Source organism: Sessilibacter corallicola (assembly GCF_021290925.1).
Lineage (GTDB): Bacteria > Pseudomonadota > Gammaproteobacteria > Pseudomonadales > Cellvibrionaceae > Sessilibacter > Sessilibacter corallicola.
This window is the reverse complement of sequence record NZ_JAJSLX010000002.1, coordinates 220,824-235,320: the sequence shown is the minus strand read 5'-3', so window position 1 is coordinate 235,320 and position 14,497 is coordinate 220,824. Positions and strand designations below refer to the sequence as shown.

Below are 14,497 nucleotides of genomic sequence, written 5' to 3'. Positions count from 1 at the left end.
TAAAACCTCGGTGATAAGAGTATTATCAATATTTAATTTCTGTGTGATTCAAAGCGATTTTTTCGAGCAACAGGTAACTGAGTTTTACGCGCTCAGCAAAACTATCAATTAACATAAATTCGTTTTCTGTATGGATATTTCCACCACGCACGCCAAGCGTATCAATATTGGGCAAACCTGCATCATTCAGATTATTGCCATCACAACAGCCACCTGTTGCTTTGAATTGAATTGGGACGGACAAGTGATTTCCACACTCAATTAACCACTGACATAATTTTTCGAACGCAGGATTGGTGGTTTTTGGAATTCGGCTGAAATTACCAAACAATTCAACACAATACCCTTCTTGGCTGTTCGCCTTTTCTACTATTGCAGCGATTTTTTCTTTAACCCAAACTTGCTCCTGTAAATTACTCATCCGAACATTAAAGTGTCCAACCGCAAGATCAGGCACAATATTCAACGCGCCGCCACCGGCGACCCGTCCCAAATTTACAGTGACTGATTTACTTTCAAGCGTGCTTATTAAATTAATCTCATCGAGCTGACTAAACACCCGACTCAAAAGAGCAATCGCATTGCGCCCTTGATGAAATTCTCTGCCCGCGTGAGCAGATTTTCCGGTAACCTTGATCGAAAAATTACCGCTGCCTTTTCGTTCTCCCGCCAAAGTACCGTCGGCGAGTGCAGGTTCATACACCATACCTACCAACGCTTTCTCAGCGGATTTTCTCAGTTCTTCAGCAGAGCCTATCGAACCGGTTTCTTCGTCAGGATTAATCACTACTTCCCAACCAATGGAAGACGCTAACGGATGGTGTTCAAAGGCTTTTAGTGCTTGAATCATCACAAGCAAACCACCTTTCATATCAGCGACACCGGGGCCATGCAGAGTATTCGAGTCTTTAAATTGGGTGGATTGAAAAAAGTGGTCAGCTGGAAAAACCGTATCCATATGACCACACAACAGGACTTGCACCTCTGCTTCCGGTCTTTTTTGAAACTTCAGTACATCACCGTAATGCACTTTGATCGATTCACCGTCGTCAGCCAACGTTTCGGTGCTGTTCAACGTAATTCGCTGGCTGATATCTTTTAATCCTGAAAACTCCGCTTCTATGAGTTCAGCCATTTTAGCCAAACCATTCAAATTAGACGTTCCAGAATTCACCGTAGACCAGTGAATTAATTTATTAATTACGGCAGATTGTTCAACGTCTATGGCTTGAAATATTTCCGCTTGGCTATTCATTTCTGGCTGCCACCATTCTCAGCTGAATGAAACTGGCTGTTAGCGGTTGAGAGCGACTCTTGCAAATGCTGTTCGCCGTCAGAAGCTTTTTTAAAACATTCCTCCATAATTAGCACGGCGCGATCAATTTCTTCTTCGCTCACCGTTAGCGGCGGCAACAAACGAATCATATTGCCACCGGCTTTACCAACCAATAAATTGCCATCTCGAAGTAACGATAGAATTTCTGTGTTGGGTAGAACGCATTCAACACCTAGCATTAACCCTTCGCCATAAACATTAGCAACCACCGTTGGGTATCGGGCGCACAAGCTGTCGAGCAGACGTTTAAATTTTTCGCTTTTTTCAATTACTGAAGGCAGAAAATCTTCGGCTAACACAATATCCAATACTTTGTTTGCCACAGCCATGGCCAGGGGATTACCGCCAAAGGTACTACCGTGGGTACCTATGGACATCGCATCTGAAACTTCCCGAGTCGCAAGACACGCACCAACGGGAAAACCGCCACCAAGACCTTTAGCCGAAGCCAATATGTCCGGTTGAATATTGTATTTTTGATGCGCAAATAAATAGCCACTGCGACCCATACCACACTGCACTTCATCAAACATAAGCAACAAGTCATTGCGATTACACAATTCACGCAACGCTGTTAAAAATTCTTGCTCAACCGGTCGAATACCCCCTTCCCCTTGTATAGGTTCAATTAAAATACCGGCTGTTTTTTCAGTGATCGCATCTTCTAACTGAGATAAATTCCCCCATTCGACCTGGTCAAAGCCAGTATCAGTAGGAACAAAATTTTGACAGTGGGCAGGGTTGCCTGCTGCTGCAATGGTTCCTAAGGTTCTACCGTGAAAGCTGCCTCGAAATCCAATGATGCGATTTTTATATTTTTGATTTTTTTTCGCGTGATACCCTCGGATGGCTTTAATGCCCGCCTCAACCGCTTCGGCACCAGAATTGGAAAAAAATACGGCATCTGCAAATGACGCATCACACAATTTTTTACTCAACGTTTCTGCTTGCGGAATACGAGAAATATTCGATAAATGCCACAATTTCTCAGCTTGTTCTTGAACAACCTTGACCAGTTCAGGGTGACAATGACCAAGATTTGTAACAGCAATACCGGATATAAAATCCAGATAAACCTGGCCGTCTTCCGCATATAATTCGGTTCCCTTACCGTGACTAAACACCGGGCTATCCGGCGGTGCGTAGGTTGGCCAGAGATGGCTGCGAGCTTCTTGAATACTTTCAGAATCTGTTGAAGCTTTACTATGATTATAGTAGCTTGTGGTCATTGTGATGGCTCCAGTCTTTTTAATAATTCTGGCACACCACTGGCAAAATGAGTTTTGGATTTTCTTTCAAAAAAATTATTTAATAATTTTAACTAGCCTTATACCGAATTATATTCGGCGGCTCGTCAGCCCTATAACTGTATTCAATAAAAAATATGAAACTCGATCGTATTGACTTAAAGATTCTCAAACACATTCAAACTAACGCTAAAACCACCAATCAAGATTTAGCAGCGTTAGTCGCTCTGTCGCCAAGCTCATGCTTACAACGCGTAAGACGACTGGAAGCAGAAGGAATCATCACGGGCTATTACGCAACATTGAATCTGGCGAAGGTCAGTCGCCATATTATGTGCATTGCTACTGTTTCTATGAAAAATCATTCCGCAAAAGATTTTCGCAAATTCGAATCGGCGGTTGAATCCATTCCAGAAATTGTTGAGTGCTATACCGTTAGTGGTGAATTTGATTTCTTTCTCAGAATTGTCTGCCCCAATATGGCTCGATATTTGGAAATCAATGAAATGCTGGTCGGTTCTGTTAATTATTCATTAAAAATTAACACTCATGTCGTTATGAACGAAAACAAGGTATTTAAAGGCATTGATTTGTCCAAGCTTTCTTCAGATGACTGAGTTACCACTCTTCGTAAACGAGCTAACTGATTAAAAGTATAAAAAGAACGTGTTTAAAGATTCTTTTTATTTTCCAACATGTTTGTACCGCACTCGCAAATCTGACAGTAACGTGAGTAAAACCCCGAATATTATTCACTCGAAAATTTAACCGACTATTTTGTTGTGGGATCTTGATTGGTATCCGTTTTTAGTCGAACCATTTACGTAATACGTAATTTTTTCAGTGATTTCTCAGGGGGCTGACATCCATGCGATTGTCTTCAGTTATCGTCGGATTGAGTGTGTGCGTGACATTACTCGGATGCGGTTCGGGTTCCAATCCTAGCGAATTAACGTTTAACAAAAATCCATACCCAAGCACCTATCGGCCATTACCTCAAGAAACATTTCTTATACAAAATGCCACGGTTTTAACTGGAACTGGCGAACGTTTAGAAACGTCGGATGTGTTGGTTGTTGATGGCAAAATATCAAAAGTGGGCAAAAACCTTTCTGCTGATAACGCCGAAACCATTGACGGCACAGGCAAATGGTTAACTCCTGGAATCATTGATGTTCACTCTCACTTAGGCGCTTATCCCGCCCCTTCGGTTGAGTCACACCAAGACGGCAACGAAATCACGAACCCAAATACCGCTGAAGTTTGGGTGGAGCACTCGGTGTGGCCGCAAGACCCAGGCTTTCATACCGCTCGCGCCGGCGGAATCACAACCTTGCAAATACTGCCTGGCTCGGCAAATCTTTTTGGCGGTCGTGGCGTTGTTTTGAAAAACGTCCCCACCACCACCGTGCAAGCCATGAAGTTTCCAGGCGCACCTTACACCTTAAAAATGGCGTGCGGTGAAAACCCTAAACGCGTCTACGGCAACCGCAATCAAACGCCGGGCTCACGAATGGGCAACATGGCCGGGTTTCGCGCAGCGTGGGCTAGAGCCGTCGAATACCGAGCAAACTGGGAAGATTTCGAATCGGGAAAAATTTCTGAACGCCCACAACGTGACCTAGAACTGGAAACCTTACGCGGTGTATTAGACGGTGAAATCATGATTCACAATCACTGCTATAAAGCCGAAGAAATGGCAATGATGATCGATCTAGGTAAAGAATTCGGTTATCACGCAGGTACGTTTCACCACGCGGTAGAGGCTTATAAAGTCGCAGATTTACTCGCCGAAAATGGAAATTGCGCGGCTATGTGGCCCGATTGGTGGGGTTTTAAAATGGAAGCGTACGACATGGTGCTCGAAAACATCGCCATCGTCGACAAGCCCGAAAATTCCTGCTCGATTGTTCACTCTGATTCCGAAGACACCATACAGCGACTCAATCAAGAAGCTGCCAAAGTCATGTTCCGAGCTAACGACAATGGATTCGCGTTAAAAGAAGAAGACGTGATTCAGTGGATTACATCAAACGCCGCTAAATCACTGGGTATCGACGATAAAACTGGCTCAATACAAACCGGGAAAAACGCCGACCTCGTGCTTTGGAACCAAAACCCATTCAGCGTTTACGCGCTAGCGGATCAGGTATTTATTGATGGGGCACTGGTCTTTGATCGATTCGATCGACGCTACCAACCAACCAGTGATTTCACGCTAGGCCAGCCAGGCCATTGAATTTGGAGAGCAACCCAATGTTAAAACAGAACATAACAGCTGTGCTGCTTTCATCGCTTATTTTAGCTCTGAGTAATTTCGCGTTAGCGCAAAGCACAGCCGTTACAAACGCAAAAATTTACACCGGATCGACCCCAGCCGTGCTCGAAAACGCAACCGTTGTTTTTGAAAACGGCAAGATCACGGCAATCAATCCAGAAAAGGTTGTCGCCGATACTGTTATTGATGGGACCGATAAAATCGTTACACCTGGATTCATTGGCTCCATCAACGCTCTCGGTTTAGTCGAAGTTGGCGCAGTCGCAGCAACTCGCGATGCAAGTTCTGACAAAGCTGGCATTACTTTCGATCCATCCTACGCGTTTAACGCCGAGTCGACTCTGTTACCACTCGCTCGCACTGGCGGTATCACGGGGAATATCATTGTTCCCCACGGAATGACTGATGATTTCACCGGTATCGCATCTTATGTATCGACATCAAGTAATTTAACCGCCACAGAAATAAACCCGGTTGCAGTAGTCGCCTATATCGAGCCGCAAAGCAAAGGGTCTAGAGCACTCAAAATCCAATACATAGAAGAAAAGCTTACGCAGCAACAAGAAAAACTCAACGCGCCAAAAGATGCAAAAAAAGATCAAGATAAAGAAGAGACGCCAAAGTCAGATGAAAAAATACTAACTAAGCTGCTCAATAAAGAGCTTCCTTTATTAGTGATAACCCACCGACCTGCGGATATTCTCCAAGCTTTAACCCTAAAAGATAAGTTCTCGTTAGACCTTATCATTGCCGGAGCAAATGGTGCTCCCGCAGTTGCCAAGCAACTCGCAGACGCCGATGTTCCAGTTATCATTTCACCGATGGATAACTTGCCAAAAAGCTTTGATGAATTGCACGCAAAGCTAGGTAACGCAGCAACCTTATCTTCACATGAGCTGACAGTGGGATTAACCGTTGCTGGCGACTCTTCTCATAACTTACACCAACTGAGGTTTAGCGCAGGAAATGCGGTTGCCAATGGCTTAAGTTATGAAGCTGCAATTGCTGCTGTTACAAGCAACGTAGCCAAAGCATTTGCTCTTACGGCAAAAGGAGTGATCGAAACCGGAAAAGACGCTGATTTAGTCGTTTGGAGTGGTGACCCTTTGGAATTTAGCTCAAACATAGAGCACTTGTGGATCGGTGGTAAAGAGCAAAGCCTCGAAACGCGTCAAGATAAGCTTCGTGATCGCTATTTAACCGAATCCGAGCTGCCTCCAGCCTACACACAGTAAACCCATGAGTTCGGGGAAAACCCAATATCAACGCAGATATTGGGTATTTGCTTTAGCTGAAGTTAGTGCAATTAAACCCGACATAAAGCGCGCCTACTCAACAGAACCACTAATCACTCACAATTTGAGACGGTTTTTGCGCAATTGCCACGAAACTTTACGCTTTGTTCACCAAAATTTGGTATAAACCTTTGCCTCTAAATTAGAGCAAGCCGGGTATTATAATTTGCTGGATCCCTATAGATCCCTCATTTATATTCCGAAATATTAAACGGTATATACCTCTGTCTTATCTAACTGCCAACTATGATGATCAATTTGTTATATTATGGAATCATAAAAGCAATAAGTTGGTCGTAGGTATGCTTTTCGAAGTGTTGAAGAGCGTCAGCCAACCTGTTTAAAATTGCGGAGCCTATTGGCTTGACGTTACTTTGACGTAAAAATTATTAGAAGTAACACGAAAGTACCTGATTCACCTCGGCAACTTGCGGCTGATTATTCGTCAAACGTCTGAGTACCTCTAACGAATCAGCTTAATATTAAAAAGAAATACAAAAAAGTTCTGCTTTAGAACTTAGTATGACCGTGAAATACATCGTGCTTAGTGCGCTGATCTATTTCACCCAGAACTGGGGTGAGTTTCAGATTTATGGGTCTTGGGAACAGACACTTAAAAGAATTGTCTAGCGAAGCGCTAGTCGAAGCCATACGATCAGGCAATCCACTGGCAGAACACGAGATGATTACGCGTTTTTCGCGCGGACTCAATCTCATGTTGCAACGCAAGTGTAATCCTGACGTGGTTGCCGACGTGTCGCAAGAAACTTGGCGTGTTGTAATCGAAAAGGTACGCAATGGTGATTTACGCCAGCCCGACCGATTGGCAGCATTTATTCACCAAACTGCACGCAACCAGACCGTTATGTATTTTCGTAAATACTCAGACTCTGTTGACGACCCCGAGGAAAACGAGCTCGTTTCTCCTACTGCGTCCCCAGAAGAAGCCTATGAAACTTCTCGCGTTCAGCAATATGTACGAGACCTAATCAATTCTTTGGATACTCCTAGAGACCGTGAGATTTTGACTCGATTTTACGTTGATGAAGAAGATAAAGACGTTATCTGTGAGGAATTACAGTTGACAAGTCAGCACTTCAATCGCGTCATCTATCGCGCAAAATCCCGGATGAAAGCATTTATTCAAAAAGAGCAAGATTAGCCATTTCGCTCACACTTTAGGTGGGACAAAGAAGATCTAGTGCACACTAGCTAAGCAAGAAGCCACAATATCAGGCTTACAGACGGAGAGAATCAGTGACACATTTAGACGACGACAAATTAAAGTTTGATGAGCGTGTCGACCAATATCTTTTAGGACGAATGTCCGAAGAAGAAGCATTACAGTTTGAAATAGAATATCTAGATAATCCAAAACTTTTAGCTGAAGTTGAGATGGTAGAACAACTGATGCTTGGATTAAAACTGAATGCAAAAGCCGACGCTCATTCCAAAACCGAACAAGCCATATCGCAATCAGCTACCAGAGCAGAACCGAAAAAAGAGCGAGAGTCATTTGGACAATCGATCAAGAAATTTTTCGATGGCTTTTTCATTCCACAAACAGCTTTTGGTGCACTAGCAGCGGTTGTATTTGTAATCCCGCTAATGCTTACCAGCCAAAATGAAATTGTTGATGCCGGCCAACCTGTTCATACAACGTCAGTTTACGTACTAGGCCAACAGCGTGTGCGCTCAGCGGCAGCCGTACCAGATGCCAATATTGAAACTATTGAGTTACTTGCCGAGCAATCAAGCCTCACCCTCGGTGTAGAAACTGAACCTACTGGCGGCATTCCTGAACCTTTCACATTAAAACTTTACAATGCTGAAGATAAATTAATTTGGCAACAAAGCGGACTTTATCCCGACCACGAGTGGGTTGTTTATGTCAGCTTAGCGACAACATTTATCTCTCAAGGGCAATACCGTTACGAGCTAGAGTCGCCCGTTAATAAAACTAAAATTGGTCTCATGCAAATCGACAAGTTTTAGTCCATCTCAGGTGAGGGTCTTGGGGTTAATATAGAGCTAAAAAGCGATAAGAACTATTACACAATATTACAAAGAGCAGTCCAATCTTATTCTTAGAGTGACGCTCTTATGTAATTCCCTATACCTAATTCTAAAAGTATAGGAACACTACTGGATCTAATAACAACAAACGCCAGTTCTCTACAAATTCATCACTTTATCCCGAAAGTATTGGGAATTAATAGACAAGTTGATAGTATTCTGGTCTAGAATTTTACGTTCTTAAATCTCTTAATTTACATTTGAGATGATTTAAGTGCCAAATAGATCATTCAAAACCAGAATTTAGTCACTTAGTCTATTCATGAACTTAAGTATTACCACATTCATTAAATTAGCACTGTCACTATTACTTGTTTTACTTTCAAGTAATACCCTCGCGCAACTCCAACCTGACCAACCAACCGACGCCCCTCCGGTATTTTCAAAATCCGTCTCTGAAGTTATCAATGGACCTTTCGAAACCACTATTGAATTCAGCCAAACCGAAGACCAATTTACCGTTGTGGAAATTGGCGGCTATGGAGTAAATACCTATGAGACGCTAGGGGATATTGAGCTTAAGGAGACGCAGTGGAGCCCACAAGAACTAGCCAACTACCCAAGAAAGTTCTATCTAGTTGAAGAAGATTCATGCATCAATTGCACATTGAATGTACATGCAATTGAGAATGATACCACAGATACAATTATCGAAATAAAAATAAACACTTACAACAAGGCCATCAACAAAGATAGATTTTTATCAGAAAGAATACTTAAAAATCTTTCTAAAATTAAAAACTCAAAAGATAAAATTGAGCCAATAAAAAAATTAATAGCTCTAACACAAAACCTGGGAGAAATCGTAAAATCAGAGGAGCTTAAACAATCATATATATTTGCAAAATCAGAAACACACACGTTACAAGATGATGAAATATCTTCTTTACTTTCTCTCTCAGTACCTCAGAGCCAAGTTGACTATCTATACATCCTATCTAATGCGTATTATATAATTGGTTTCATACAACTCCAAAATGCTAATTACGAACTGGCAGAACTTAATTTAAGAAAATCAATTAATTTAATTAACAATAGGGAAATAGTCTCACATAAAGAAGAACACCTAAGAAATTGGACTCTTGCCTACTACTACAATAATTTAGCGAATACTATCTCAAAAAATCCAACCAATATTGATAGAGCCAATATATTACATGACACTGCATATGAGTACGCTGAAAAATCACATAACAACATTGTGAAAGAGTTGGTTCTAAATAATAAAGGGTGGTCAGCGAGGGCTCAGAATAAACTAAGTGAAGCATCTCACTACCACTCTCTAGTGTTTGACACTTTAATAAGCCCCGAATACCAATCATCTATAACTAAGCATGCTTTGAATGAAAAGTTAATGAGAACGCAATACCATATGGCTATTGTTTCAGCCATTAGAGGAAGATATTACAACTCATTAAATCTATTGAAGCGCGCAGAAGAAATATCTCTCAGAGACTCTCATAAAGTTTGGATTGCTCACATAAAAGCAGCAAAGGGAAAAATATTTATGGAGCTCAATCAATTCAAAAAAAGCCAAGATGAATATAATACTGCTTGGCGTATTTATGAAGAACTGGGCGATGAGAATGAACTCGGCGTTATTTCCATCAACCTCGGGAAACTATATTCAAAGTTAGGAAATCACGAACTCGCCTTAAAATATCTAAATGATAGCTATGAGATATTTTCAAGAGATAAAGACAATGAATATAAAATAACAGTTTTATCTACTGAAGCAGAATCCTATCTATCGAGCAAAAACTACGATAACGCCATATCGATATTAACTCAATTATTGCACCACACAAACGAATCAGACAATGCATTCTTAGAAGGAAGAACATTAACCAATTTAGCAGAAGCACAAATTGGTATTGGGAAGCATAGCGATGCCTTCATTACGCTTAAAAAAGCAATAAAAATCAATAAAAACAATAAAGACGATCTATTTTTCACCAGAAGCAATTATCTAGCAGCTCTATCTCTATCAAAAGATCAATTAAAAAATTACGATGAAGCACTGCTTTTTTTAAAGACAGCTAAGAATACCATTGAAAATATCCGCAGCACACTGTTTGACGATTCCATAAGGCAACAATATTTCTCATTACAAAAGTCGATCTATGAACTCGAAATAAACCTCCATATGAGCAATACCAATAATCCAAAATCTAAATTACTTGGATTATTAAGCGCAGAATCCTATCGCGCAAGAACACTGTATGAGTCAATCACTCATGAAAAACCCAAAAACAGCCTTGAGTCAACACCACTAAACAATACTAGCGAGCAAGAAATCACCGAATCTTCAATATTACTAAAAAATACTTTCGATGATTTATTAAATACAAAACCCACTCATCGCCAAAACACTATAAATCTAGAAGAACTTGAATCAATCATTAAAAACTTAGATGAAAAAACTGCTATTCTTTACTTTTTTACAGGCAGTGAAAAATCACATTCATGGTTAATTACAAAAAATAAAATACTTTCTGGCCATCTACCCAAAAGTGAAACTATTGCATTGACAGTAGCCAACTATATGAATTCCTCCAGCAACTCTCCTTCCGGTCAGCACCCGTTAAACGTTTGGAGAAAACTGCATAAAAATGGTATAGATCTTAGTCATTTAATTCTATCAGATTACGAAGAACCCCTAAAAAACTATACTAAAATTTTGATTGCACCCGACGGCCCATTGCATAAAATCCCATTCTCTGCATTGCCACTTGAAGATAGTAAAGAGTTAGTTATAGACAATTACAATGTGTCTTATTTGTCATCACTTGCGACTCACCATATTTTAAACAAATACGAGAAAAAAATTAAGGCTCATAGCAATCTACTCCTTCTTTCCAATCCCGATATCATATCCAATGGTATTGAAGGAACTGATCTACCTTCAGCAAAATTAGAAGCAGAAAAAATCTCAAAGCTATGGCAAAGTGTAGGAAAATTAACTTGGCTTGATGGCGAAAACGCGCATAAAAAAGCATTAGTTAACTCCAACTTAAGTAATTATGACGTTTTGCATTTCGCCACTCATGCCTTGGCAAACTGGGACTATCCAGGGCAGTCTTTTATTGCGTTATCCAATAAAAAATCTCCAAAGAAGCTCGACAACAACTTGACACAATTGGAAATTTCTAACTGGGATATATCAGCTGAATTGGTTGTATTAAGTGCCTGTGACACTGCTCTTGGCAAACACATTGAAGGAGAAGGTCCACTAGGCTTATCAAGAGCTTTTATTGAAGCAGGAGCAAAACGCGTTATCGCTTCACTGTGGCCGATAGACGATGAAGCATCTGCGGAATTAATGAAGAACTTTTACCACAACCTATACAAGAAAAATCAAACACCAATTGACGCATTAGCGAATGCTCAAAGGACCTTAAAAACCAATGGAAAGTGGAGCCATCCGTATTATTGGTCGGGCTTTAATTTCGTTGGCAACTCACAGTCGTGGCAATAAATATATGCATACGCTGAAAATAAAACTTCAAACCTATTTATTTTATTTGCAAAGCCTGTACAATTTTACTCATTAACCTGCAACTTCTCTCGGTTACAATTAACACAAAATTAAGGAAGCCAATATTATGGGAATGAATAAAAAGGAGTTCCTTGAATCTCCTAAAGCTATCGAATGTTTTATTGCGCAATCTGACTTTAGAATTCCATCCAACAAAAAAGACATTCCAGCTTGGTTAGATATAGGTGATGTACTATCTATCAATACAGACAGCAAAACCTGCGAAATCAATTCTGTATCTATCGAAAGGCCAGACGATACAGATCTAGAACCATTAGAATTTGCATTTAAACCCAGCTCAAAAAGTGAAGTAGAACAAATCAGCGATCACTTGTTATTTTTAGGTCGATCTGGCTTGTTTAATAAAAACTTCCCAGAGCAAAGTTATCGCTTAGAGGTAATTGTCCAATGCGATTGTGGTCACGGCCCAAGCTCCAACAAGAAAAAGTTATCGTATTTTTTCTACAAAGAAAATGAAGAAGGAAAAACGTGCATCCATGCATCACAGCATGGTGGAGGTTCAGGCTCAGGAGGCGGTTGGGCTAAATAACCTCACCTTCTCAAAGTTTTATTAATGGTCATCCCGGATAGACTTTCTATTTTCCCAAACCAGTCACCAACTCGTATTGGAACACTAAGCGCACTGGTTTGGGATAATTGCACGAACGCCCTCGGAGTTACTCATTCCTACCATATCCGTTTGAATTTAATGGATAGTCAGTTAGGCATTGATTCCCCGCACCACTCTGAACGACTCAGCAACGCAGCTACATTCGTCAGAGATGGGCTCAACATGAATGTCGATGCTGCATTTTCAGTGTTCAATTCCAAAATCATCCCTAACAACCTTGGTATTACATCCAATAAAACATACAAGGGTTATAAAGAACCAGAACAAGGAGAAATACTTTTTATGTACGGTATTGGCTCCAAAGGACGTCTACACTCGGCCAAGGTAGTCGAAACCGACAAAGAACTTGAGCTAAATGCCCCCATTTACGACTCTATAAAAAGCACTGGTGTTCTATTAAGCCCTACCGAACCAGACACAAAAAATACAATTTTTTGCAGCCCTGGTGATAGCGGTGCAATTTGGTATAACGAAAACTTTGAAGCGGTGGGTATGCACGTTGCCGGTCATCGTTGCGATAAAACTAATAATATATTGCCATTTATGTACCCGATAACGAAAGTGTTAGAAGTATTAGATGTAACCATGCTGACTCCAGAAGATGTGGCCAACTTATAATGCTCCAATAAATTCTTAATCCTTGATTTTATTTGTTCATTTCCTTTCTCTCGCCTGCCAACTTGATAAATTCACTGATTGATTACGGCCTTATTATTCCAACTATTTCTATCGCTAAACTTAAGTTAAAATAATAACTACAAAAGACTTAGTTAAGTGAAAAGTTAGTTAACCTCTATGAATCAACAAGACGACTCGTATCAGCAACGCTTTAGCGGCTTAGGTAGACTTTACGGTCAAAGTGCCTTTGCATCACTACAAAAGGCGCACTTTTTAATAATCGGTATTGGCGGAGTTGGTACTTGGGTTGCTGAATCGTTGGCTCGCACCGGGGTTGCTGAGCTGTCACTAGTGGATATGGATGATGTCTGTATTACCAATACTAATCGTCAAATTCATGCGCTTAGCAATACTGTTGGCGGCAGTAAAATTAAAGTAATGGCCGAGCGCTTGGCGTTGATTAATCCAGAAATAAAAATCAACTTAATTGATGATTTTATCGATGAAGAGAATCTATCCGACATTATCAAACCAGAACATTCCGGCGTTATCGATGCGATCGATTCGGCCACAACTAAAGCGGCGGTAATTGCTTTTTGTAAGCGCAGTAAGATTCCTGTGGTAACAGTGGGTTCAGCAGGCGGAAAACGCGACCCACGCATGGTTACGAGTATCGATCTCAGTAAAACCACTAACGATCCGCTGCTTGCAAAAACGCGCAACCAATTACGCCGACTTTATAACTTCAGTAAAAATCCTAAGAGAAATTTTTCGATCGAAGCGATCTATTCTACTGAACAAATGGTTTATCCAATGCCCAACGGGGAAATCAGTCACAGCTCATCGGTATTAAAAGATGGAACGCGTTTAGATTGTAGCGGCGGCTTTGGCTCAGCAACAATGGTCACAGGAACTTTTGGCTTTATCGCAGCCAGTCGCATTTTAGAAAAGTATTTTAAAAATTCACTGAAAGAAAGTTAATTTTTCATTGCTAAACCGAACAAACTTCAGCATTAATATATCCGAGATCTGTTAAGGTTAGTGATGTTTGCAAAAGCTTTTAACGGCTGTCCACAAACTTAAAAAACCATTCACTCGCGAAGGACTTAAATGACTGGTTAATTGCAAATCAGTCATCAACCCATCCAGATCAAAATCTCTAACTGCTTCAAATGATTTTTCGTGGCAGTGATACAAGATTAATATCCCCAACCCTTTAACCACTGACGATTCACTATCAAATCGGATTGTTAATATTGGATCTGAATTTTCAAGCAATTTAGTACACTTAACCCACGTATTCGCTTCGCAGGCATTCAGTTTGAAATCGTCAATTCGAATCGCGCAATCAGGCTGAATCAATTTCCCCCAACGTAACAACAATTTGTATTTTTGTTGCCAACCTTTGGCTTGATGCAACTGATTGATATCGACCGCACTCATATCGAAAAATTGTGATTCTGCTTTCAACTAACAAG

At 40.7% G+C, this 14,497-nt stretch carries 12 protein-coding genes; 9 read left to right on the top strand and 3 right to left on the bottom strand.

Annotated elements, in window-relative coordinates:
- Positions 1-25 precede the first annotated feature (25 nt).
- Both LU361_RS08340 and LU361_RS08335 read right to left on the bottom strand, forming a co-directional pair.
- Positions 26-1,255, bottom strand: a complete 1,230-nt coding sequence (locus LU361_RS08340; RefSeq protein WP_233088401.1) for a hydrolase — start codon at positions 1,253-1,255, stop codon at positions 26-28.
- Complete coding sequence (locus LU361_RS08335) at positions 1,252-2,565, bottom strand: aspartate aminotransferase family protein (protein ID WP_233088400.1); 1,314 nt, start codon at positions 2,563-2,565, stop codon at positions 1,252-1,254. Before LU361_RS08335 ends, LU361_RS08340 begins: the two co-directional genes overlap by 4 nt.
- Positions 2,566-2,720: 155 nt before the next feature.
- Here LU361_RS08335 and LU361_RS08330 point away from each other — a divergent pair, with 155 nt between their 5' ends.
- From LU361_RS08330 to tcdA, 9 genes are all read left to right on the top strand, one after another.
- Entirely contained in the window at positions 2,721-3,200 is a 480-nt protein-coding gene (locus tag LU361_RS08330; protein WP_233088399.1) for an Lrp/AsnC family transcriptional regulator, read from the top strand.
- Between the two features lie 251 nt (positions 3,201-3,451).
- Positions 3,452-4,822, top strand: coding sequence for an amidohydrolase (locus tag LU361_RS08325; RefSeq protein ID WP_233088398.1), 1,371 nt, complete (start codon positions 3,452-3,454; stop codon positions 4,820-4,822).
- Positions 4,823-4,839: 17 nt separating this feature from the next.
- The gene (locus LU361_RS08320) at positions 4,840-6,096 is read left to right on the top strand and encodes an amidohydrolase family protein (protein ID WP_233088397.1); all 1,257 of its coding nucleotides are present in this window, start codon (positions 4,840-4,842) and stop codon (positions 6,094-6,096) included.
- A gap of 652 nt (positions 6,097-6,748) precedes the next feature.
- Positions 6,749-7,318 (top strand): RNA polymerase sigma factor, encoded by a 570-nt coding sequence (locus LU361_RS08315; RefSeq protein ID WP_233088396.1) that lies wholly within the window; start codon positions 6,749-6,751, stop codon positions 7,316-7,318.
- 95 nt (positions 7,319-7,413) lie between these two features.
- The gene (locus LU361_RS08310; RefSeq protein ID WP_233088395.1) at positions 7,414-8,151 is read left to right on the top strand and encodes a hypothetical protein; all 738 of its coding nucleotides are present in this window, start codon (positions 7,414-7,416) and stop codon (positions 8,149-8,151) included.
- A 343-nt stretch (positions 8,152-8,494) separates the two neighbouring features.
- On the top strand, positions 8,495-11,710 hold the full coding sequence (locus tag LU361_RS08305; protein WP_233088394.1) for a CHAT domain-containing protein: 3,216 nt from the start codon (positions 8,495-8,497) through the stop codon (positions 11,708-11,710).
- 127 nt (positions 11,711-11,837) lie between these two features.
- Positions 11,838-12,320 carry a hypothetical protein gene (locus LU361_RS08300; RefSeq protein WP_233088393.1) on the top strand — a complete coding sequence of 161 codons (483 nt, stop codon included), beginning with the start codon at positions 11,838-11,840 and terminating at the stop codon, positions 12,318-12,320.
- A gap of 159 nt (positions 12,321-12,479) precedes the next feature.
- The gene (locus tag LU361_RS08295; RefSeq protein WP_233088392.1) at positions 12,480-13,019 is read left to right on the top strand and encodes a S1 family peptidase; all 540 of its coding nucleotides are present in this window, start codon (positions 12,480-12,482) and stop codon (positions 13,017-13,019) included.
- Between the two features lie 177 nt (positions 13,020-13,196).
- Positions 13,197-14,000, top strand: coding sequence for a tRNA cyclic N6-threonylcarbamoyladenosine(37) synthase TcdA (tcdA, locus tag LU361_RS08290; protein ID WP_233088391.1), 804 nt, complete (start codon positions 13,197-13,199; stop codon positions 13,998-14,000).
- 57 nt (positions 14,001-14,057) lie between these two features.
- Here the strand turns inward: tcdA and LU361_RS08285 are convergent, their stop codons facing one another.
- Positions 14,058-14,489, bottom strand: a complete 432-nt coding sequence (locus LU361_RS08285) for a SufE family protein (RefSeq protein WP_233088390.1) — start codon at positions 14,487-14,489, stop codon at positions 14,058-14,060.
- Between the last annotated feature and the right edge of the window lie 8 nt (positions 14,490-14,497).